Origin of the sequence: Xanthobacter versatilis, from assembly GCF_043193975.1 — a bacterium.
In the GTDB taxonomy this organism is placed as follows: Bacteria; Pseudomonadota; Alphaproteobacteria; order Rhizobiales; family Xanthobacteraceae; genus Xanthobacter; species Xanthobacter autotrophicus_E.
Genome location: NZ_JBAFVB010000007.1, coordinates 236397 through 259981, shown reverse-complemented (window position 1 = coordinate 259981; position 23585 = coordinate 236397). Strand labels below are relative to the sequence as shown.

Sequence of the window (23585 nt, the reverse complement as noted above, 5' to 3'; positions counted from 1 at the left end):
GATGAAGCTGCATTTCGAACCCGATCTCGATTACCAGAAACGCGCGATCGAGGCTGTCGCGGACCTGTTCCGTGGCCAGGAGATCAACCGCACCGAGTTCACCGTCACCCGGCAGGAGGCGGGCGGACTACAGGGCGAACTCGGTCTGGTCGAAAGCGAACTCGGCATCGGTAACCGGCTTACGCTGCTGGACGACGAGATCACCGCCAATCTGAAGGATATCCAGCTCCGCAATGGCTTGGCGCCATCCGCCGCGCTGACCTCTGGCGACTTCACGGTGGAAATGGAGACCGGCACGGGCAAGACCTATGTCTATCTCCGCACCATCTTCGAGCTGAACAAGCTCTACGGCTTCACCAAATTCGTCATCGTCGTGCCGTCGGTCGCGATCAAGGAGGGCGTCTACAAGACGCTCCAGATCACCGAGGAGCATTTCAAGGGCCTCTATTCGGGCCAGCCCTTCGACTATTTTCTCTACGATTCCGCCAAGCTCGGCCAGGTGCGCAATTTCGCGACCAGCCCCAACATCCAGATCATGGTGGTTACGGTCGGCGCCATCAACAAGAAGGACGTGAACAACCTCTACAAGGACAGCGAGAAGACGGGCGGCGAACGGCCGATCGACCTCATCCGCGCGACCCGGCCGATCTTGATCGTGGACGAACCGCAGAGCGTCGACGGCGGCCTGTCTGGCGCGGGCAAGAACGCCCTCGACGAGATGAATCCGCTTTGCACGTTGCGCTATTCGGCGACCCACGTCGACAAGCATCACATGGTGTTCCGCCTGGACGCGGTCGACGCCTACGAGCGCAAGCTGGTCAAGCAGATCGAAGTCGCCTCGCTCGAAGTGGAGGGCGGGCACAACAAGGCCTATGTCCGTTTCGTCTCCGCCAGCAACGCCAAGGGAACCATCACCGCGCGCGTTGAAATCGACGTGCTCGATGGCAAACAAGTGCGTCGCCAGGAGGTGACAGTTCAGGATGGCTACGATCTGGAGGAACTGACCAAGCGCGCGATTTACGCCGATTGCCGGATCGGCGAGATCCGCGCCGGACGGGACAATCAGCTCCTGGAGGTGAAGCTGCCGGGGAGTGAAGAGTTTCTCCAGCCCGGCCAAGCCGTCGGCGATGTTGATGCCGACGCACTGAAGCGCCTGATGATCCGCCGCACGATCCACGAGCATCTGGTAAAGGAGAAGCGCTTGGCGCCGCTCGGCATCAAGGTGCTGAGCCTGTTCTTCATCGATGCGGTCGAGCACTACCGGTCCTACGACGCCGATGGAAATCCCGTGAAGGGCAAATATGCCCGCATCTTCGAGGAAGAGTATCGCCGCGCAGCGAAGCTTCCCGACTTCGTAAGCCTGTTCAAGGAGGTCGACGTTACTTCGGAAGCCGAAGAGGTGCACGACGGCTATTTTTCGATCGACAAGGCGCGGCGCTGGACCGATACGGCCGACAACAATCAGGCAGGCCGCGACAATGCCGAGCGTGCCTATAACCTGATCATGAAGGACAAGGAGAAGCTGCTCAGCTTCGAGACGAAGCTGAAGTTCATCTTTTCGCACTCGGCCCTGAAGGAGGGGTGGGACAATCCCAACGTCTTCCAGATCTGTGCGCTCCGCGAGATCGGCACCGAGCGCGAGCGGCGGCAAACCATCGGCCGTGGTCTTAGACTGTGCGTGAACCAGAATGGCGAACGCCTGCGCGGCTTCGACATCAACACGCTGACCGTCATCGCCACCGAGAGCTATGAGGACTTCGCCGAGAATCTGCAGAAGGAGATCGAGAAGGACACCGGCATTAAGTTCGGCATTGTCGAGAAGCACCAGTTCGCGACAATCCCCGTGGTCAACTCGGACGGCTCGACCGGAATGCTGGGTTTCGAGGAATCCGCCGCCATCTTCGATCATTTGAAGGCTGAGGGCTTCGTCGACACCAAGGGCAAAGTGCAGCACACGCTGCGCACCGCCTTGAAGGACGGAACGCTCGCGCTGCCGGTGGCGCTCGCCGCCCATCTTGGCGCGGTTTGTGACGTGCTGAAGAAGGTCGCCGGGAAGCTCGACATCAAGAATGCCGACGAGCGCGTCACCGTCAAGACACGGCAGGCCATTCTCGAAAGCGCCGAGTTCCAGGCGCTCTGGGATCGCATCAAACATAAGACGACGTATCGCGTTCACTTCGACAACGAGAAGCTGATCACCGATTGTGCCAAGGCCATCGCCAATGGCCCGCCGGTGTCGAAAGCTCGGGTGCGGGTCAGGAAGGCCGATCTTTCCATTGGGCAGGGTGGTGTCGAGGCCAAGGAGCACGACAAGAACAGCGGAACCATCATCACGATCGAGGAAGGCGATATCGTCCTGCCCGACGTGCTGACCGATCTTCAGGACCGGACCCAACTCACCCGCAAGAGCCTCGTCCGCATTCTGACCGAGTGCGGCCGCTTGATCGACTTCAAGCGCAATCCGCAGGCGTTCATCGAGATCGCTGGTGAAGTGATCAACCGGACGAAGCGTTTGGCGATCGTGGACGGCATTAAATATCAGCGGATCGGCGACGAGCACTATTACGCGCAGGAGCTTTTTGCGCAGGAGGAGCTGACCGGCTATTTGCGCAACATGCTCAAGGACGCGCAGAAGTCGGTCTTCGAGCACGTCGTCTATGATTCCGGAGGTGTCGAGCGGACATTCGCCGAGCAGCTCGAAAAGAACGAAGCTGTGAAGATCTACGCCAAGCTGCCCGGGTGGTTCAAAGTGCCGACTCCACTCGGTACCTATAACCCCGACTGGGCGGTTCTGGTCGAAGTCAGCGGCGAGGAGCGCCTGTATTTCGTCGTGGAGACCAAAGGCAGTCTCTTCGTCGATGACTTGCGCGACATCGAAGCCGGCAAGATCGCGTGCGGGGAGGCGCACTTCAGCGCGCTCGCCTCCGGGCCGAACCCGGCTCGCTACATAAAGGCGAGAACCGTCGACGACCTGATGGATCACACATAAGGCGGCATCGTTCGTGAGGGCGGCTGTCCGTCAATTGCCTTGCACCAATGGGGGTGAGTATGCGCCGTCATCGAGGTAAGGGGCGCCACTAGGGCTTGAAGCCAGTGCTTTGGTGTCGCCGATGCGGTGGCCCCTTGAAAGGGCGATCGCATCGGATTTGCCCTTTCCTGTAAATGTGATAAAACCTCTGCTATATTTTGAATTTGCCGAGGAAACATCACATCGCTACGGCCATGGACTCTCAACGCGCTCAAGCGCTCAAGCTGCTGAAGACGTGCCCCATGATGCGGCTGAAGGACTTTGCCGCTCGCGGCATCGCGCCTGAAACCCTGGCGCGTCTTGTCAGGGATGGCGAAGTCGTTCGTCCCGCGCGCGGCCTCTACCAGCTCGCGGATAGCTCGGGTGATGCGGCGCGCGTCCTGGCCGAAGCATCGCTGCTCGTTCCCAAAGGCGTCATCTGTCTGACCTCGGCGCTGCAGTTCCACGAGCTGACGCTGCAAATGCCGTCGGCCGTTTGGGTGGCCATCGATCGCACCGCCTGGCGTCCCAAGATCGACTATCCACCCATTCGCTTCGTGCGCTTCACCGGCGCCTTGCTGACAGAAGGTGTCGAGCGGCACGCCATCGATGGCATCGAGGTGGCGATCACAAATTCGGCGCGCACGATCGTCGATTGCTTTCGCTATCGAGCGAAGGTCGGGCTGGATGTCGCACTGGAAGGTCTGCGCGAGGGGCTTCGACAGCGAAAAGTCACGAGTGACCAGCTCTGGACCTATGGGACCAAAGGCAAGGTCTGGTCGACCATGAAGCCCTATGTGGAGGCGATGGTGGCCGATGGCGCGTGAACCGAGAAAAAATGTCGGCGCTTCGGTCCGGGCTCGTCTGCTCGACCGGTCTCGCGTCGAACGCACGGACTTCCAGATTTTGCTGACGCGCTACGCGCTGGAACGGCTTCTCTACCGGCTGAGCCAGTCACCCCCACCGCGACCGCTTTGTTCTGAAGGGAGCGATGCTGTTCGTGACCTGGGTAGAAGACCCGTTCCGGCCGACACGCGATCTCGATTTCCTCGGCTATGGCGAAAACAGCCCTGAGTCGATCGGCGGGGCCTTTCGCGAGATCTGCGGGCAACCGGTCGATGATGATGGCGTGGAGTTCGATATCGTCGCGATCACGGCTGTTCCGATCCGGGAGGACATTGAATACGGCGGCATTCGCGTGCGCACCTTCGCGACGATCGCCGGCGCCCGCGTTCCAATTCAAGTCGACATCGGTTTCGGTGATGCCGTCACGCCGGGACCAGTCGAGATCGTCTATCCGCCACTGCTCGACGCGCCGGCGCCCCGCCTGCGCGCCTATCCAGTGACGACAGTGGTGGCCGAGAAATTCCAGGCGCTCGTGCTGCTCGGCATCGCGAACAGCCGGCTGAAGGATTTCTACGACCTCTGGCTGATCGCGCAGACGTTCGAGTTTGACCGGGCATCGCTTGCCGAGGCCATCCGCCAGACCTTTGCACGGCGCGAGACCATGCTTCCAACCGAGAAGCCTATCGGTCTGAGCGATGCTTACGTGGAGGCTTGGGGGCAACAGTGGAGGGCCTTTCTGGGGCGAGAGCGAATGGCCTCGGCGCCGGCTGACCTGGCTGTCGTCGTCTCCGACCTCGCCGGATTTCTGCTTCCCCTGATCGAGCCCGCTGAAAAGGATGAGCGTTGGAAGCCCGGCGAAGGCTGGAGGGCATCGAATGCGTAGCCTGCAGAGGAACGCGGAACGCGCACACGGTTTCGCCATCTATCATAGTCAATCGCGAACTTTTGCGATCGGCTCTAGCTATTTCTCCCGCGCTTCGTATATAATGCAAACGTACAGATCGACGCCGCGCACTGCGCCACATTTATTGCGGAAAAACAATTGCGTATGAATCTGACGGTATATCTGACGGTAAGCGTCGACTTCTCCGTTTTACACTCATCGAAAATTCAAATACTTACCGCTCCGGTTAATCATCGAGTGGGAGTGATTTTGGCCCATCCGAACGCCGCCGCATGAGCGCAGGGCCGCCCCACCGGGCCTTGAGATAGAATACCGGCCGGGGCGGCTGGCGCGGGCTGGCGCAAGGCCGGTGGCGGCTACACCAGCATCTGCAGATCGCCGTCCACGGCGATGGCCTGCCCGGAAATGGTGGAGCCCAGCGGGGAGGCGAGGAAGACCGCCACGTTGGCCAGATGCTGCGGGGGGATCAGGCGCTTCAGCGAGGTGGCGGAGAGCGCCATGGCCTGAACCTCCTCCATGGACAGGTTGCGCTCGCGGGCCTTGTGCTCGAACACCGAGCGGATGCGCGGCCCGTCCACCGAGCCCGGCAGGATGGCATTGGCGCGGATGCCGAATTCGCCCAGCTCCATGGCGAGAGACTTGATGAAGCCCACCACGCCCCACTTGGCTGCCGCATAGGGCGAGCGCAGCGGAAAGCCAAAGCGCCCGGCCGCCGAGGCGAGGCCGATGATGGAGGGATTGTCGCTCTGCTTCAGGGCCGGCACGGCCAGCCGGGTCACGTTGAAATGGCCGGTGATGTCCACCGCCAGCGTGCGGTCCCAGTCCTCGGGGGAGATCTGGTCCACGCGGCCGGTGGGGCCGGCGATACCCGCGTTGTTCACCAGCACGTCGAGCCCGCCGAGGCGGCCGAGGGCGTCATCCATGAAGCGCTGCACCGCCGCCCGGTCGGCCACGTCGCAGACGGAGCCGGTGACGCCGGGCGCCGACTGCGGCAGGTCATCGAGCGCCGCCTGATCCACGTCGCAGACTTCGATGCGCGCGCCCTCGCGGGTGAACGCGCGGGCGATTTCGAGGCCGATGCCCCCGGCGCCCGCGGTGATGATCACGCGGATGCCGGTGATGCCGAGGTCCATGGCGTTTCTCCGTTGAAGTGCTTGTTGTTCTGGGTGTGAAAGCCGCGTCAGTCCGGCAGGACATCGCGGGACAGGATGAAGTCGCCCGCGCTCCAGATATCGGCGACGAGGGCGGTCCGGGCAGCCGCCGGGTCACGGGCCTTGAGGGCGGCCACCATGGCTGCATGGCGGATGTGCGCCTCGCCCTGGCGCACGCGCTCGGGACCGGCGCGGAAATCGAGGTTCAGCACCGGGCCGATCTGCAGCCACAGCCCCTCGATCATCTGGAACAAGGTGGGCAGATGGGCGGCGCGGTAGAGCGCGAAATGCAGGTCCTTGTTGTGGCGCATGGCTTCAGCGCCGTCCGGCTGCGGCTTGTCCCGCTCGGCGGCGAACAGGCGCTCGAAGCGCTCCACTTCCGCGATCTCGGCGTCGCTCGCCTCGCGCACGGCGATCTCGGTGGCGAGGCCTTCGAGGCTGCAGCGGATGAGGCGCAGTTCCTGGAAGCGGGCGCGCGGCATCAGCGGCACCCGCACCGCCCGGTTGGGGAGGACTTCCAGCGCATTCTCAGCCACCAGGCGCGACACCGCCTCGCGCACCGGCATGGCGCTGGTGCCGATGGCGCCAGCAAGGCCGCGCAAGGTGAAGCGCTCGCCCGGGGCGGCGCGACCGGAGAGCAGGATCTCCTTTAGGTCGCCATAGACCTGGTCCGCCAGCGTCTGGCGCACGATGCGGCCGACGCGCGCGTCGAGGCCTCCGGACGCCTCTCCCGCTGCCCCGTCCTCCCGCTCGTCCGCAGATGCCGACTTGTGTTCCATGTTTCCCGTCTGCTATGTGTGATCACAGATAACAGATAGCCGAGCCTATCGGCAATCACCCGGTGCGGGTTGGACAGGGAAAATCCCGCCTCCGCAGCACGCCGGATCAAAAGGGAGGAGACCCACGCCGTGAACGACACGTCACATCCCACCTCCATTGCGTCTGCCCCGCTGGCCCGCCGCACCCTGCTGAAGGGCGTCGGCGCGGCCGCGCTCCTCGGCGGCGTCGGCATGCCGGCCATCGTAAGGGCGCAGGCCGACACCATCACCTTCGGCCACCTCACCCCGCTCACCGGCTTCCTCGGCCCGCTGGGCGCCTATGGGCAGATGGGCGTGCAGCTCGCGGTGGAGGAGCTGAACGCCGCCGGCGGCATCAACGGCCGCAAGATCAATCTGGTGATGGAAGACAGCGTGAACCCGGCCACCGCCTCCTCCAAGGCGGAGCGCTACATCGAGCGCGACAAGGTGCCGGTGATCATCGGCGAGATTTCCTCCGCCTCGGCGCTGGCCATCTCGCAGGTCGCGGCGCGCAACAAGGTGGTGTTCGTGAACACCGGCGGCAATTCGGATGCCCTGCGCGGCAAGGATTGCAACCGCTACATGTTCCATGTGGAAGGCGCCAACACACAATATGTAAAGGCGGTGGGCGCGGCCATGGTCCGCGACGGGCTGGTGAAGGGCAAGAAGCTGTTCTTCCTCACCGCCGACTACGCCTTCGGCCACGATCTCTCCCGCGTGGCGAAGATCTACATCGCGGCCAACGGCGGCGAGGTGGTGGCCGACGAGCTGGTGCCCACCGACGCCACCGACTTCTCCCCCTATCTCCTGAAAATCCGGCAGGTGCGGCCGGACGTGGTGATCTCCAATCTTGCCGGGAACCAGATCACCAACTTCATCAAACAATATTCGGAATTCGGCCTGAAGTATCCGTTCGGCGGCTTCGGCTTCGACACGGCAGTGGCCTGGGGCGCCGGCAAAGGCACCTTCGGCGGCCTGTGGCCCCTGATCTGGCACCATGACGTGCCCACCGCCGATTCCAAGGCCTTCGTCGCGGCGTTCGTGAAGAAGTTCGGCAAGCCGCCGGAGAACCAGGCCTGGGGCGACTATGTGGCCACCAAGGTGGTGGCCCGCGCCATGATCGAGACCAAGAGCACCACGGCGGCCGACCTCATCGGCTACTTCGAGAAGGAGCCGGAGCTGGACATCCTGAAGGGTCGCAAGGGCTATTTCCGCGCCTGGGACCACCAGCTCATCCAGGAAATGTACACCGTCACCGCCCGGCCGGTGGCCGAGGTGAAGGACCAGTGGGACCTGATGATCCTCGGCCCGGCCGTGCCCGGTCCCGAGACTGCGCTCTCGGCCATCGCGCCGACGCCGGAAGAGAACGCCTGCACCTTCCCGGGGTGAGGTCGTCGTCACGCCTCCCCCTCTCCCGCACGCGGGAGAGGGGCTTGCCGTCGTCCGGGACGCGATGCGCAGCGCTCGCGCCGGGTTTCCGCCTCAGGCCGGAGAAGCCCCCATGCCTCTCGAACTCGTCTTCCTGATCGAGCAAGTGCTCAACGGGCTGCTGGTGGGCGTCGCCTACCTGCTCATCGCGCTCGGTCTCTCGCTCATTTTCTCGCTGGGCGGCATCGTGAACCTCGCCCATGGCGGCTTCTATGCCATCGGCGCCTATATCGGCGTGGAGATCGGCAACCGCTTCGGCTTTCCCGCCGCCTTCGTGGCGGCGCCGCTGTCGGTGGCGGTCATCGGCATGGTGGTGGAGCGCCTCTTGTTCTCGCGCTTCTACCGGGCCGATCCCATCCTCTCGCTGCTGCTCACCTTCGGCCTCGCCATGGTGATCGAGCAGGCGCTGCGCATGACCTTCGGCGCGACGCCCATTCCCTTCGCCATCCCGGAATTCCTGAAGGGTCAGGTGTTCGTCGGCGACTTCATCTATTCGCGCTACCGCATCACCATTCTCCTGGTCGCCGCCGCGGCGGTGCTGGGGCTGTGGCTGCTGCTCCAGCGCACCGCCTTCGGCCGGGTGGTGCGGGCCGGCGTGCAGAACCCCGACATGGTGGGCGCACTCGGCATCTCGCTCCGGCCCTATCTCACGGCGGTGGCGGCCATCGGCATCGGCCTTGCGGGGCTCGCCGGCATCATGCTCGCGCCCATCTCCGGCGTGCATCCGGCCATGGGCGCGGAGATCCTCACCGCCGCCTTCGTGGTGGTGGTCATCGGCGGGCTGGGCTCGTTCTGGGGCGTGGTGCTGGCGGGACTGCTGGTGGGGCTGGTGCGCGGGCTCACGGTGTATTTCATCCCGCCGGCGGCCGAGGCCTCCATGTATCTGCTGATGCTGATGGTGCTGCTGCTGAGGCCGCGCGGTCTCTTCGGCGAGCGCATCCTGCGGTTCGAGTGAGGCGGCCATGCTCCAGCCCCCCAACTCCGCCCTTCGCCCCGAACTGTCCGCCCGCTCGGGCAAAGGAGGCGCCATGCTCGCGCGCAACGCCAATCTTCTGGTCGCCGCGGCAAGCCTCATCGCGCTGCCGTCGGTCTTGTCCGCCCTCGGCCTGACGCTGACCTCCGCCAGCGACGTGGTGCTCCTCGCCATGGCCTGCATGGCGCTGAACCTGCTCGTCGGCTACACCGGCCTCGTCTCCTTCGGCCATGGTGCATGGTTCGGCCTCGGCGCCTATGCGGCGGCCCTCATCCAGCACCACCTCCTGCCCGGATGGGGCGTGGTGCTGGCGCTGCCGGCGGCGCTGGTGGTGGCGCTCGCCGCCGTTCCCATCGGCTTCGTGGTGCTGCGCCGGCGCGGCGTCTATTTCTCGCTGCTGACGCTGGCCTTCACTGCGCTGCTGTTTTCCGTCGCCTTCCGCTGGACCGCCGTGACCGGCGGCGAGAACGGCATCGGCGGTGTGCGGCGCGGCACCCTCCTCGGCTTTGACCTGGAGACGGGGCCGGCCTTCTACGCCGTCGTCGCGGTGGTGATGTTCGTCGTGGTGTTCAAGCTGCAGCGCTTTGTGCGCTCGCCCATGGGCTCGGTGCTGGTGGCGATCCGCGAGAACGAGCAGCGCGCCCGCTTCATCGGCTACGACACAAGGGCCTACAAGATCGCCTGCTTCACCCTCTCGGCCGGCGTCGCGGCGCTGGCTGGCGCGCTCATGACCTTCAACCATCGCTTCGCCTCGGCGGACCCCATCGCGGTGGCCTTCTCCGGCGAGCTTCTGGCCATGGTGGTCATCGGCGGCATGCGCAGCTTCCTCGGGCCGGCCCTGGGTGCGCTGTTCTTCGTGCTGTTCCGCGAGTTCCTGTCCATGTGGACGCCCAATTGGCTGTTCTATTTCGGCCTGCTGTTCATGGCCTTCATCGTCTATTCCCCCACCGGCCTCGTGGGGGTGGCGGGCCGCCTCATCGCGCCCCTGCGCAAAAAGAGCGAGGAAGCCGCCGCTATGGGCCAGCGCACCGGGGCGCGGGTCGCGGCCCTGCCCGCCGGCCTCACCGCCCGCCCGCGCTGGGATAGCCCGGAACCGGTGCTGGAGGCGAAGGGCCTTGTGCGCAGCTTCGGCGGAATCAAGGCGGTGCGCGAGGGCGCGGTGGCGGTGAAGGACCGCACGCTCCACGCCCTGATCGGCCCCAACGGCGCCGGCAAGACCACCACGTTCAACATGATCTCCGGCATGTTCCCGCCCAATGCGGGCGAGATCCGCCTCGCCGGCGAGCGCATCGACGGCCTCGCCCCGGAAGCGGTGTGCATGAAGGGGCTGTCGCGCTCGTTCCAGATCACCAACCTCTTCCCCACCCTGACCGTGGAAGAAAACCTGCGGCTCGGCGTGCAGGCCACCCACAAGAGCCGGCTTGATCCCTGGCGGGATGCCGCCGCCATTCCCGAGATCGTCGCCGAGACCCGGGAGATGATGGACTTCCTCGGCGTCGCCGGCATGGAGAAGGCGGAGGCCGGCGCCCTCTCCTATGGCGGGCAGAGGCTGCTCGACATGGGGCTCGCCCTCACCTCTCGCCCGCGGGTGCTGCTGCTGGACGAGCCTTTGGCCGGCCTTGCCGCCGCCGAGCGCACGCGGGTGTCCAACCTCATCAAGCAGATCTCCGCGCAGGTGCCGGTACTGCTGGTGGAGCACGACATCGACCGGGTATTCGAGCTGGCCGACGCCGTCACCGTCATGGCTGACGGCGCCGTGCTGGTGGACGGCACGGTGGAGGACGCGCGATCCAACAAGAAGGTGCAGGAGGTCTATATCGGCTCTGGCTCGGCGGCGCTGGCATCGCGGGACCTTCAGTCCGCCGCCACCGACACCCCCATGCTCACGCTGGCGAAGGTGGATGCCTTCTACGGCAAGAGCCGCATCCTCACCGACGTGTCGCTGGAGGCCAAGGAGGGCGAGATCCTCGCGCTGCTCGGCCGCAACGGCGCCGGCAAGTCCACGTTGCTGAAGACCATCACCGGCATCGTGAAGCCGGCGTCCGGCTCCATCATGCTGGCGGGCGATGAGCTGGCGGGCCTGTCATCCGCCGCCATCGCCCGGCGCGGCGTCGGCTACGTGCCGCAGGGCCGCGCGCTGTTCCATGGTATGAGCGTGCGCCACAACCTGGAACTCGGGCGGCTGAAGCGCATCACCGGGGCTGGCAGGCACTTCTCCGAAGAAGAGGTGCTGGAGCTGTTCCCCCGCCTCAAGGTGCGCCTCGATACGGCGGCGGACCTGCTCTCCGGCGGCGAGCAGCAGATGGTGGCGGTGGCCCGTGCCCTCATGGGCGACACCCGCGTGCTGCTGCTGGACGAGCCGTTCGAGGGCCTGTCGCCTGCGGTGACGGAAGAGCTGTTCGACGCCTTCGACCGGCTGCGGCAGTCGCTGACCCTCGTCATCGTGGACCACCATCTCGACGTGGTGCTCAACCTCGCCGACCGGGCCGTAGTGCTGGAGCGCGGACAGGTGATGCACGAAGGCCCCGCCCGGCCGCTGGCCCGCGACCTCGATTTGCGGCGGCAGGTGCTGTGGCTGTGAGGCCCATTCGAGCATTCGCCCGGATGGCGCTTGCAGCCGTCTCAGGCCCTTCATCGCCGTCATGGCCGGGCTTGCCCCGGCCATCCACGCGGAGAGGCTGGGCACGATTTTCGTACGCTGTTCCAAGCTGTTCGGCTTGGATGCCCGGGACCAGCCCGGGCATGACGGGAGTGATCGCGGGTACGCCCTTCGGCGTATCCAAAGCGGCTGTAGAGGTCGCCCTCCTCTCGCAAAGGTTCATTCTGAAGAGGCTTCCATGACCAAGATCGCCATCATCGGCTCCGGCTTCATCGGCCGTGCCTGGGCCATCACCTTTGCCCGCGCCGGCTTCGACGTGGCGCTGGCCGACCACGCGCAGGGCGCCCCCGAGGCGGCGCTGGCCTATATCGAGGGCGTGCTGCCGGACCTCGCCGACAACGACCTGCTGAACGGCGCCTCCCCTGACGCGGTGCGCGCGCGGCTGTCGGCCACCACCTCCTATGCGCAGGCGCTCGACGGGGCCGTCCATGCGCAGGAGAACGCGCCGGAAGACCTCGCCATCAAGAAATACCTCTATGAGGAACTCGACTCCCTCGCCGGCCCCGACACGGTGCTTGCCTCCTCAACCTCGGCGCTCCTGCCGTCCCTGTTCTCCAAGCACCTGAAGGGGCGGGAGCGGGTGTGCGTGTGCCATCCCATCAACCCGCCCTACCTGATCCCCGCGGTGGAGGTGGTGCCCGCCCCCTGGACCAGCGCCGATACCATGACCCGCGCCGCGGACCTCATGCGTGCCGCCGGCCAATCCCCCATCGTGATGAAGAAGGAACTGGACGGCTTCGTCATGAACCGCATGCAGGGCGCCTTGCTGGAGGAGGCCTTCCGCCTGGTCGCCGACGGCTATGCGAGCGTGGAGGACGTGGACATCGGCATCCGCGAGGGCCTCGCGCTGCGCTGGTCGTTCATGGGGCCGTTCGAGACCATCGACCTCAATGCGCCCGGCGGCGTCGCCGACTATGTGGCGCGCTACCAGCAGATCTACGAGCGCATCTCGCCCGACCAGTGGCGCCGCGTGGACTGGGCCGGGCCGGTGCTCGAAACCGTGCTGGCCGAGCGCCGCGCCCGCCTGCCCGAAGACGGGCTGGCCGAGCGTCAGGTATGGCGCGACCGGCGCCTGATGGCGCTTGCCGCCCACAAGCGCAAGGCCGCCAAGGACATCGGCGCCTGACGATGCCAAGCCCGCGCGGCGCTTGAGCGAAGTCCCTCGGCACCAGTCAAGGACCGAAGCCGCCGGCAGGATACTCCCATTCATTTCCCTATTTCCACAGAGGCTTGAACACCATGGCCGAGACCACGCCCGCCCCCAAGGCCCCCTCCACCGCATCCCGCAAGGTGGTGATCACCTGCGCCATCACGGGGGCGATCCACACCCCCACCATGTCGCCCCACCTGCCCATCACCCCGGACGAGATCGTCACCGACGCCCTCGCGGCGGCGGAGGCCGGCGCCGCCATCCTGCACCTGCACGCCCGCAACCCGGAGACAGGCCAGCCGGACCAGACGCCGGAAGGCTTCTCCCGCTTCCTGCCGCGCATCAAGCAGGCGACCAACGCGGTCATCAACATCACGTCCGGCGGCAGCCCCTACATGAAGGTGGAAGAGCGCGTGCTGCCCGCCGCCACCTTCAAGCCGGAGGTGGCCTCCCTCAACATGGGCTCCATGAATTTCGGCCTGTTCCACCTGGCCGACAAGTACAAGGAGTTCAAGCACCCGTGGGAGAAGGCGCATCTGGAGAACACGCGCGACCTCGTCTTCCGAAACACCTTCAAGGATATCGAGTACATCCTCTCCACCTGCTACGACAACGGCACCCGCTTCGAGTTCGAGTGCTACGACATCGGGCATCTCTACAACCTCGCCCACTTCCTCGACCGCGGGCTGGTGAAGCCGCCGTTGTTCGTGCAGTCGGTGTTCGGCCTCCTGGGCGGCATCGGGCCGCATCCGGAGGACGTGATGCACATGAAGCGCACCTGTGACCGGCTGTTCGGCGACAAGTATCGCTGGTCCGTGCTGGGGGCCGGGCGCAACCAGCTGCCCATCGCCGCCATGGCCGCCTCCATGGGCGGAAACATTCGCGTGGGGCTGGAGGATTCGCTGTGGGCCGGGCGCGGCAAGCTCGCCACCTCCAACGCCGATCAGGTGAAGCTGGCGGTGAAGATCATCGAGGGCCTGGGTCTGGAAGTCGCCTCCCCCGACGAAGCGCGGCAGATCCTGGAGCTGAAGGGCGCCGACAAGACCAACATCTGACCTCCCCCGGTGCCGGCTCCAACCGGCACCGGCTCGGCTGGCCCATGCCCCGGCGTCGGCTGTGTCGCATGGGATACGAAACGTGAGCTTAGCCTCTTGCTTGAAGGCCGGTTTCCTGCATCAATCCGGCCGCTCGCCTCGTCCCAACCCGCATCCGTCCCCCTCCGCACGGCAACCCCGCGCGCCAGCATCGGGAAGACCTCGATGAACGTCGTCACGGCCCCGATCCCGCTTGCCGTCGTCACCCAGCGCATCTGGCTGGAATGCAAGCGGGCCCCGGACAGCTCGGCCTATTTCGTGCCGTTCGTCTATCGCCTGAACCCCGATATCGACCCCGACCGGCTGGAACAGGCCCTGCGCGAGACCATCGCCGCGCATCCCGCCCTGCGCTCGGTGATCCGGGAGGTGGAGGGCAAGCCCTACCAGGTGGTTCTGGATACACCAGCGCGGGTGCTGGAGCGCTCCGACAGCTGGGAATGGGCCATCACCAAGCCGTTCGACGTGGAGAACGGCCCCCTGTTCCGGTTCGTGCTGTGCGGCGACATCTTCGTCCTCAACGGCAGCCACATGGTGCTCGACGGCGGCTCCATCATGCTGCTGATGGAGGAGGTCGGCGCCCGCTATCACGGCGAGGCGGTGCCCGAGCCTGGCCCTGGCCCGGCAGCGTGGGACGCCCACGAGCGCGCCTATCTGGACAGCCCCGACCACGAGGCCGACCGGGCCTATTGGATCGAGGCGCTGGCCCAGTCCGATTTCCACGCCGGCCTGCCGACGCGGCGGGAGAGCTACCAGGGCGAGAAGGACGGCAACCTCTATTTCTCCCTGCGCCTGCCGCAGATGAATGTCAGCCCGTTCATCACCACGCTGGCGCTGGTCCAGGCCCTGATCCACCGCTACACCGAGCAGGAGATGGTGGCGGTGCTCTACCCCACGGACCTGCGCGGCAAGCCGTTCGCCCGCTCCATGGGCTCCTTCGTCAACACGCTGATCGCCACCGCGAGCTTCACGCCGGAGCTGACCTTCGCCCAATTGGTGCAGCAGGTGCAGGAACAGCGCCGCGCCACCCGCGAGCACGACCGCCTGTCGTTCCAGGAGGTCATCGCCGGCCTGCGCAAGGCGCGCCCGTCCGATGGCATCCAGCTGCCCAACGTCTCCGTATCCTGGGCCAAGCCCCTGTGGCCGTTCGCGTTAGGCACGCCGCTGCCGCTCGAGACGGTGGATTGCCAGAACGACCTCCTGTTCCTCGCCTTCGCCGAGGGCGAGCGGCTGGACGTGCGGCTGCAATACCAGGCCGCCCAGTTCACCCGCCGCTTCGCCGAGGAGTTGGCGGCCCACCTCTCCCTGCTCGCCGATGCGGTGAGCGCCCAGCCTGATGCGCCACTGTCGAAGCTGAAGCTCGCCACCGAGGCGGAGGTGCAGCGGATCGAGACCGAGTGGACGCCGCCGCCCGCACCCCGTCCCGACCTGCAACTGATCCACGACGCTTTCTCCGACTGGGCCGAGCGCCAGCCGGACGCACCTGCCCTGCTCATGCGTGAGCGGGTGGTGACCTATGGCGAGATGGAGCGCCTGACCAACCGCATCGCCCACGGCCTGCGCCGGCGGGGCGTGAAGCCCAACACGCTGGTCGCGGTGATGATGGAGAAGGGATGGGAGCAGGCGGTGGCCTGCATGGCCATCCTCAAGGCGGGTGCCGGCTACCTGCCCATCAATGCCGCCTGGCCGCCCGAGCGCATGGATGCCGTGAACGCGCAGGGCGAGGTGGAGATCGTACTGAGCCAGCAGCGCGTGCTGGACCGGCTCGGCCGCCCCGGCCTCGCGGTGGACGACGACGCTCTGTGGGCGGACGAGCCGGACACCCGCCTGCCGTCCGTCAACGACATCGGCGACATCTGCTACGTGCTGTTCACCTCCGGCTCCACCGGCAAGCCCAAGGGCGTGACGCTGACCCATTTCAGCGTCATGAACACCCTGCGCAACGCCAATGCGGAGCATGGCGTCGGGCCGGGCGACCGGTCGCTGCAGCTGTCGGATTTCAGCTTCGACCTCTCGGTCTACGACATCTTCGGCATGCTCTCCGCCGGTGCCGGCGTGGTGATCCCGGACGAGGACCGGCACCTGGAGCCGCCGCACTGGGTGGAACTGGTACGCCAGCATCAGGCCACCATCTGGCTCAGCGTGCCCATGTATGTGGACATGTGGGTGCAGTCGGGCGAGGCGCTGCCCACCATCCGCGTGTTCATGATGGGCGGCGACAAGATCCCCACCGACCTGCCGGACCGCATGCGCCCGCTCGCCCCCGACGCGGTGATCTGGAGCGTGGGCGGCCCCACCGAAACCTCCATCATCTCCAACTGGTACCGCATCGGCGCGGTGGACCCGATCTGGACCACCATCCCCTATGGCCGGGCCATGCCGAACCAGAAGATGCTGGTGCTTGACCCCGGTCTCAACCACTGCCCGCCCTTCATGCCGGGGCGGATCTTCATGGGCGGCGTTTGCCTCGCGCGGGGCTACTGGCACGACGAAGAGAAGACCGCCGCCGCCTTCATCACCTATCCCGCCACCGGCGAGCGCATCTATTACACCGGCGACCTCGGCCGCTGGCTCCCGGACGGGCAGGTGGAATTCCTCGGCAGGGCCGACTTCCAGGTGAAGGTGAACGGCTTCCGGGTGGAGCTGGGCGAGATCGAGGGCGCCATCGAGGCGCTGCCGGGCGTGAAGGCCGCCATCGTGGACGGGCAGGACCAGCCCAACCGCAAGGGCAAGTTCCTGGTGGCCTATGTGGTCTCGGAAGACGCGCTGGACGCCGCCGAGATGCGTGCCGCCCTGCAGGACAAGCTGCCCTATTACATGATCCCGCGGGTGTTCGTGCCGCTGGAGCGCATCCCGCTCTCGGCCAACGGCAAGGTGGACCGCAAGGCCCTGCCCCGTCCCGACGTGGCGCAGATGCCGGGCGAACTGCCCTACGTGCCACCGCGCACCGAGACCGAGGCGGCGCTGGTGGACATCTGGCAGGCCGTGCTGAAGCACGAGCCCATCGGCATCCACGACAATTTCTATGCGCTCGGCGGCGATTCGCTGCTGGCGGTGCAGCTCGGCATCAAGGCACGGGAGGTGGGGCTGCCGCTCGATCCCACCGCGCTCCAGCGCACCCCCACCATCGCCGAGCTGGTGCAGGGCCTTGCCCCGGTGAAGGCAGTGGATGCAAGCGAGGCGACAGGCGACGAGCCGCTGTCTCCCATGCAGCGCTACTACTTCACCTGGGCGACGGAACGGCCCCAGCAGTTCAACGTCTCCGCCGTGTTCCGCTGCGCGCTGGAGCCGGAGCGGCTGCGCGACGCCCTCAAGACGCTGGTGGCGCACCACGACGCCCTGCGCCTCCGCTTCCATGACGGACGGCAGTATTATGTGGAGACCGGCATCGAGGTGCCGCTGGAGTGCGCCGACATCCCGCTGGCGGATGTGGCCGCGCGGGCGGCGCAGATGCAGGAGACCATCGACATCGCGCAGGGCCCCATCATGCGGGCCGGCCTGTTCACCACGGAAGACGGCCAGCGCCTGGTGCTGATCTGCCATCATCTGGTGACCGACGGCCTCTCCTGGGGCGCGGTGGTCACCGACCTGCAGCGGGCCTATCTGGGCCAGCCGCTGGCACCGGCGGGCGGCACCTACAAGGCCTGGGTGGAAGGCCTCATCAGCTACGCCGCCACCCCGGAAGCCGAGGCGCAATTCCCCTACTGGTTGGAACAGCAGGGCCCCACCTTCACCCCCGACAGCGACCAGCCCGGTGCCCGGCAGCGGGACATCGTGACATTCCAGAGCGTCATGCTCGATGAGACCCCGCACAATCCTTATGAGCGCGTCGCCGCCGCCCTGGTGGAGGCCTCGGGCCAGGACAGGCTGATGCTGCACGTGGTGGGCCACGGGCGCGAGCCGGTGGTGGAGGGGGTGGACCCCACCCGCATCTGCGGCTGGTTCACCACCCATACGCCCATCGTGCTGTCGGGCGGCCTTGCAGACGTAGCCGGGCAGCTTCACGCCATGCCCCGGCACGGCATCGCCCATGGCGCGCTGCGCGCCTATCATCCGCGCGGGGCGGAGTTGGCGGTGCAGGACCAGGTGAAGATCCTGTACAATTTCTTCGGCGAGACCTGGGACGCGAGCTTCCACGGCGCGGTGTTCGAGAAGCCGGAAGAGGACCTGCTCTACCTCAAGAACCACGCCTTCGCCGATAACCCGGCGGACTTCTGGCTGTATCTGGTGGCCGTCATCCATGAGGGCAAGCTTCAGGTGCGGTTCCAGTATTCGTCCGTCAACTACAAGGAAGAAACCATCCGCGGCTTGGCCGACCGGATGCGGGAGAGCCTGAAGGCGCACCTAAACGACCCCGTCGCAGCTCCGATCGCCGCGCCGGCATGATCGCGCTCTATCTGCTGATCCTGGTGGATTCCATCAGCGCGACCGTCATCATCCCGCTGCTCGGTCCGCTGCTGATCGACCCGGCGACGCTGGTGTTCCTGCCGGATGCGTCGCTGCCGCTGCGCAATTTCGTCAGCGGGCTGCTGGTGGCGACCTACGTCCTGCTGATGCTGTACATGGCGCCGGTGCTGGGGCGCCTGTCGGACCAATGGGGCCGCCGGCCGGTGCTGCTGCTGTGCGGTGCTGGCGTGCTGCTGGGCAATCTTCTGGCCGGCCTCGCCATCGACCTGCACCTGCTGCCGCTGCTGTTCCTCGGCCGGTTCATCGGCGGCGCCACCGCCGCCGCCCAGCCCACGGCGCAGGCGGCGCTGGTGGATACCGGCAGCAACAAGGCCCGGCTTTTGAGCTACAGCATGCTGTTCTCCTCGCTCGGCTTCGTGCTCGGTCCGGTGGTGGCCTCCGGCCTGTCCACCCTCTCCTTCTCCGCGCCGCTGCACCTGTGCACGGCGCTGACGCTCGTCGCCCTGGTGCTGCTGTGGACCGGCTACCGGGAGGAAGAGAAGCCCGGGCGAAAGGTGGACTGGTCCACCATCTCCATCTTCGAGGGCGTGCGCTGCTTCCGGGAGGCGGCGGGCGACAAGGCGGTGCGCGGCATCCTCGGCGGCTTCCTGCTGATGCAGGTGGCGTGGGGCAGCTTCTTCGTCTTCGTCTCGGTCTATCTCATGGCCGCGCCCGGACTGCGGCTGAGCCTGCATCAGGTGGGCGCCTTCATGTCCATCATGGGGATCGGCTTCTGCATCTCCAACGCGCTGGTGCAGCCGGCCCTGTCCGAGCGCTTCGGCATGCGCAGCCTCGCGGTGGCCGGGCTCGCCCTGAATGCGACCACCATGGTGGCGTGCCTGCTGCTGGGTTCGGCCTATCAGGCCTATGCGGCGGCGTTGATCGCCGGCATCACCGTCAACATCGCCTACCCCTCCATCGTCACCATGCTGTCGGATCGCGTGGCGCCGGAGCGACAGGGCTGGATCCTGGGCATGGTCGGCTCGGCGGCGGCCATGGGGTGGGGGATTTCCTCAGTGGTCTCCGGCGCGCTGGGCGGCCTCGGGCAGGCCCTGCCGGTGGTGCTGGCAGCAGCGCTGATGGCGACCGCCGCCCTCGCCATGACCGTGGCGGGCTCCGGCAGGACGATGGCCGACGCGCCGGACTGAGACCAACTGTGATCGGGCGTGAGGCGCGAGCCTTCGATCAGGCCCGCGCGTCCGTCGAGGGGCGAAATCGGCAAGCCTCAATCGCCCTCATGCTGCACCTTCGTGCTAACCGACCTTGGTGACCGCCGGGATCGTCCACGAACCGTCGAGAATGGAGGGCTTCCGCTCGTCCGGCCAATACAGCCGGAGCATGAGCAGGAACTTGCCCTTCGGCGCCGGCAGCCAATTGGCCTCCTTGTCGGCCCCCGGCGACTCATTCTGGATGTAGATGACCAGGGAGCCGTCCTTCTCCAGCTTCGGATTGGTGCGGACGCTCATGGAGTAGCGGTTGATGGGATTGGCGACGAAGAAATAATCCTCGTCATACATGGTCAGCGACCAGAACCCTTTCACCGGGGGGAGCTGACCCCTCGGAAAGCGCAGCACATATTTGTTCGAGCCCTCGTAGGACCCTCCGGCCGCCGGCTTCAGCGACGTGGGATAGACCGCGTCCTGCGGGCGGTTAGCGCCAAGGCCGATGGCGGTAATGAGCGCGCGCTGGATGTAGTTGGTACCATAGAGGCCGGTCTTCGTCGAGAAGCCCCAGCCATTGATAAGCTGGATGTCGCCATCGCTGAACTTGAAGTGCATCATGATGCGATCGAACGACACCTGCGGCAGCCGCTTTTCCCACCGGGCGTCGATCGCCTTGCCGTCGAAGCTCTTGCCTGGCACCAGCCCGATCTTCGCGAAGCGCGCGATGGCGGGGGCATCCTTCGGCGCCGGAGGGTTGGTCTTCATCAATTCTGCGAGCAACGTGAAATACTCGGTGGCGGTGAGCTTGTTCACCTGCTCACGAACCGCCGTCTTCATGTCTATGGCGGGGTCCACCTTGCCCTCGGGCGGGGTCCAGTCCTTGCCATAGGCGCTGAGCGGATAAAGCTTGAACTGGTCCTGAAGCGCATGCACCGCGGCATAGTCTTCGGGCGTGCCGGAACAGTAGATGCGGCCCAGCAGCCACACGAGGCTGGTCGGTGATTTGAGCTGCTTCATCCCCGCCGGTACCGGCCCGCTCCAGTTCGGCCCCGAGATCAGGTAGGTCTGCGGCCCGGTCCCGGTGGTGCGCTTTCCGGGAACCTCGAACACGTCGGTCCAACCGCTGAGCAGGGGCAGGAGGAAATAGCGGTCCTTCATATCGGGAACGCTCAGCACCCAGGGCTCGGCGCCCACATCGAAGAAGGAGGTGGTGTAAAGCGTATCCGCGTTCGGCGCGGTCACGTCGCGGAACGCAGCATCCGGGTAGGAACGCAGCTTGATGAGCTGCCCCATGGGCGCCCGGGTGCCTTCCGGCTTCACGACATTGGTGATGACGCGCCGGGTCATCTCCATCGTAACGAGCGGATAGCCGTAGACGTAGGCGTCGGAGGCGATCTTGAAGTCCTCGACCCCCTCCACGAGATCCGTAACAAGACCGTCCCAAGCTGACGCTGCGGATGGCAACCCCAGGGAAGCCAACAATCCCAGCCCACCGAATGCCGCTTCACGGCGCGTTAACCTCATGGCCCCCTCCATTTATTCAATACATCCGTGGGAATGCGCAGAAAAATAGACTGAACCAAGGCAGCCGGAACCCATTTTTACATGGAGGTAGCGGCGCCCTCCCATGCGCATGGTCAGGCGCCGCCCGGTGGTTTGTGACCGACGTTCCGTCAGAACTTCACCGTGACCCGGGTGTTGAAGGAGCGGCCCATGCCGGCCACCGGGTAGCCCCACGCAGCCGACGATCCCATCATGCTGGCCACCTGGTAGTTCACGAGGTTTGCCCCACCCAGCGGCAGGTCATAATTGGTGTCGAAGATGTTATCGACGCCGAAATCGACCTTCACCATGTCCAGCTCGTAGCTGGTGCGGAAGTTGAGCAGGGCATAGGCTGAGGTTTCAAGCTCGTTACGCACCTGGCTCACCAGCGTCTTCGAGGACACCAGCTGGAGCTCGAGGCTGGAGGACCAGTGGCCGAGGCTATGGTCGATGGCCACCACGCCATTCAGCGGCATCATGTGGTAGAGGTTGACGCCATCGGTCCTCTGGCCCTGCACGAAGTTCAGGCTGCCGCGAAAGGCGCCCTTGCCGTAGGTCGCGTCATCCCACAACGCCAGCTTGCCGTCGATGTTGACGCCATAGAGCCAGGCGTCGTGGTTGGCGAACTGCAGATAGACGAAATTGTTGGTGGTGATGAGGTTGCTGGGCAGGTTGGGGCAGGTGGACAGGGCGCAGCGGTCGGCGTCGATATAGTCCAGCACATAGCTGTAATAAGGCGAGACCCGCAGCTCCCACACCTTCTTCGCCGGATCGTGCCAGGTGGCGGTGAAGCTCACCGTGTGCGCCGCCTCCGGCTCGAGGTCGAGATTGCCCACATAGCCGTTGCCGTCCCCGAACCAGCCGATCATGCTCATGGCCATGGCGTTGGTGGACCAGGCATAACGCTCGTAGAAGTTCGGCGAGCGCGTCTTGCGGGCAAGACCCAGCTCGTAGAGGCTCGATTCATTGGCCTCGTAGCGCAGGATCGCGGACGCATCCACGTTGAAATCGGTGCGGGCATGGTCCTGCGCATTGAACAGCGCGGCATTCTGCCCGTACATCATTTCGTTGTAGCCCTGCACGTCGCCGGTATTCATCCAGACGATGTCGTTGCGCAGGCCGAACACCGCGGTCCACTTGTCGTCGATGTGGCGTTCCCACTCGCCGAAGGTGCCGAGGCGCAGCCGCTGGCCGTTGTTGATGTTGATGAAGGTGTCCGGCCCCATCATCATGGAGCCCTCCACTGGGGGCCACCAGTCATCAAGGTTATTGTAGTAAAGCTCGTTGCCGAGGCGGATGATGTCGTGGGCCGAAACTCCGAACGTCCCCTTCACCGCATAGCCGAGGTCGGTGCTGCGCGTATCCATGGGCATGTCGCCGCTCTTGTCCGGCTCGATGAAGCCCATGGTGTGCCGCACGCGATTGGCGAATACGGTGGCTTCCAGCTTGCCCCAGTCGAACAGGCCCTCGTAGCGGGCGTTGCCGAAGAGGCTCTTGTTCTCCACCAGGTCCATGTACTGGTTGACATAGCCCTCGGACGGAATGAACTGCCCGCCGATCTGAAAGGTGAAGAGCTGGTCCTGGATCTTCTTCGAAATGCTCAGGGCATGGTTCTGCGTCTCATACATGGTGGACTTGATGGTGGTGCCATCGCCCGCCGTATAGTCGCTCGCCCGCGCCCAGCCGCCGGTATAGGTGACGCTGGTGTCCTCGTTGGACACGGTGACATTGGCATCCACGCCATAGCCGTCACCGTTGCTGCGGTAGAAGCCGGAAACGCTGCCTTGGGTGGTCAGCGCCTGGCCCGGCGTGAACTGGGCCGGCGCGACCGAAACATCCACCTTCGCGCCCGTATAGTCGCCGCCGACGCTCACCGGCGCGGTGCCCATATAGACCCGCGCCCCGGCGATCATCGCAGGGTTGACGAAGGACAAAGGCGGATTCATCTCGTTCGGGCAGGCGAGGCCGAACAGCATGCCGTTGATGGAGACCTGGACCCGGTCCGCCCCCATGCCGTTGACCGCCGGCAGGCTCGACACGCCGCCGGCGCCCCAGGCCGCACCACCTGGAATCCGGCTGATGAGCGAACCCGAATCGCTGGTCGAGAGGGTCTCGCCTTGGGCCTGCGCACCGGAGATGGTCGCGGTGTCGGCCGGGGTGAACGGACCGTCGGCTGCGCCTCCCGCCGTGGTGGATGGGGTGTCGGAGCGGACCACCACCGTGGGCAGTTCCATCGCGCTCTGTGCTCGCGCGCCGGAGGTGAAGAGCGGCGCCATGCAGAGCACGGCAAGCGAGGGCCGCACCAGCGCGCTCGTCAGATGCAGGGCGCGGCGTAGGGTGTTTCGGGATTGAATCGGCATGGGTCTGTCCGGGCTGCCGACGGCAAGACGTGCGCTGCGCCGGCTACGACGAGCCGCGCACGCGCAAG

At 65.7% G+C, this 23585-nt stretch carries 14 protein-coding genes; 10 read left to right on the top strand and 4 right to left on the bottom strand.

Translation table 11 applies throughout. From position 1 onward, the window contains the following. Position 1: 1 nt before the first annotated feature. The 3 genes from V5F66_RS15540 (at position 2) to V5F66_RS15530 (ending at position 4736) form a co-directional block, all read left to right on the top strand. Complete coding sequence (locus tag V5F66_RS15540) at positions 2–2989, top strand: type III restriction-modification system endonuclease (protein ID WP_394094193.1); 2988 nt, start codon at positions 2–4, stop codon at positions 2987–2989. Between the two features lie 281 nt (positions 2990–3270). Next, a complete protein-coding gene (locus V5F66_RS15535) occupies positions 3271–3834 on the top strand; it encodes a type IV toxin-antitoxin system AbiEi family antitoxin domain-containing protein (protein WP_394094192.1) in 564 nt (187 codons plus the stop codon). Positions 3835–3998: 164 nt separating this feature from the next. Further along, positions 3999–4736, top strand: coding sequence for a nucleotidyl transferase AbiEii/AbiGii toxin family protein (locus tag V5F66_RS15530; protein ID WP_445329425.1), 738 nt, complete (start codon positions 3999–4001; stop codon positions 4734–4736). A gap of 377 nt (positions 4737–5113) precedes the next feature. Here V5F66_RS15530 and V5F66_RS15525 read toward each other — a convergent pair whose 3' ends face one another. After that, on the bottom strand, positions 5114–5890 hold the full coding sequence (locus V5F66_RS15525; RefSeq protein WP_394094191.1) for an SDR family oxidoreductase: 777 nt from the start codon (positions 5888–5890) through the stop codon (positions 5114–5116). A gap of 47 nt (positions 5891–5937) precedes the next feature. Further along, complete coding sequence (locus tag V5F66_RS15520) at positions 5938–6687, bottom strand: GntR family transcriptional regulator (protein ID WP_393999643.1); 750 nt, start codon at positions 6685–6687, stop codon at positions 5938–5940. A gap of 129 nt (positions 6688–6816) precedes the next feature. Here V5F66_RS15520 and V5F66_RS15515 point away from each other — a divergent pair, with 129 nt between their 5' ends. The 7 genes from V5F66_RS15515 to V5F66_RS15485 all read left to right on the top strand — a co-directional run bounded on the left by V5F66_RS15515 (position 6817) and on the right by V5F66_RS15485 (position 19600). Then, positions 6817–8094, top strand: a complete 1278-nt coding sequence (locus V5F66_RS15515; protein ID WP_393999644.1) for an ABC transporter substrate-binding protein — start codon at positions 6817–6819, stop codon at positions 8092–8094. A 112-nt stretch (positions 8095–8206) separates the two neighbouring features. Next, positions 8207–9088 carry a branched-chain amino acid ABC transporter permease gene (locus V5F66_RS15510; protein WP_011996087.1) on the top strand — a complete coding sequence of 294 codons (882 nt, stop codon included), beginning with the start codon at positions 8207–8209 and terminating at the stop codon, positions 9086–9088. 73 nt (positions 9089–9161) lie between these two features. Next, positions 9162–11687: a branched-chain amino acid ABC transporter ATP-binding protein/permease gene (locus tag V5F66_RS15505; protein ID WP_394094190.1), complete on the top strand. Its 2526-nt coding sequence runs from the start codon at positions 9162–9164 to the stop codon at positions 11685–11687. A gap of 256 nt (positions 11688–11943) precedes the next feature. Further along, positions 11944–12891 carry a 3-hydroxyacyl-CoA dehydrogenase gene (locus V5F66_RS15500; protein WP_011996085.1) on the top strand — a complete coding sequence of 316 codons (948 nt, stop codon included), beginning with the start codon at positions 11944–11946 and terminating at the stop codon, positions 12889–12891. A 113-nt stretch (positions 12892–13004) separates the two neighbouring features. Beyond that, entirely contained in the window at positions 13005–13970 is a 966-nt protein-coding gene (locus V5F66_RS15495) for a beta-keto acid cleavage family enzyme (RefSeq protein WP_011996084.1), read from the top strand. 204 nt (positions 13971–14174) lie between these two features. Beyond that, on the top strand, positions 14175–18392 hold the full coding sequence (locus V5F66_RS15490) for an amino acid adenylation domain-containing protein (protein WP_394052658.1): 4218 nt from the start codon (positions 14175–14177) through the stop codon (positions 18390–18392). Beyond that, a complete protein-coding gene (locus V5F66_RS15485; protein WP_011996082.1) occupies positions 18389–19600 on the top strand; it encodes an MFS transporter in 1212 nt (403 codons plus the stop codon). The genes V5F66_RS15490 and V5F66_RS15485 overlap by 4 nt, the downstream gene beginning before the upstream one ends. A gap of 105 nt (positions 19601–19705) precedes the next feature. Here the strand turns inward: V5F66_RS15485 and V5F66_RS15480 are convergent, their stop codons facing one another. Next, positions 19706–21139: a DUF1254 domain-containing protein gene (locus V5F66_RS15480; protein ID WP_394094189.1), complete on the bottom strand. Its 1434-nt coding sequence runs from the start codon at positions 21137–21139 to the stop codon at positions 19706–19708. A 149-nt stretch (positions 21140–21288) separates the two neighbouring features. Then, positions 21289–23517, bottom strand: a complete 2229-nt coding sequence (locus V5F66_RS15475; protein WP_394094188.1) for a TonB-dependent receptor — start codon at positions 23515–23517, stop codon at positions 21289–21291. Positions 23518–23585 lie beyond the last annotated feature (68 nt).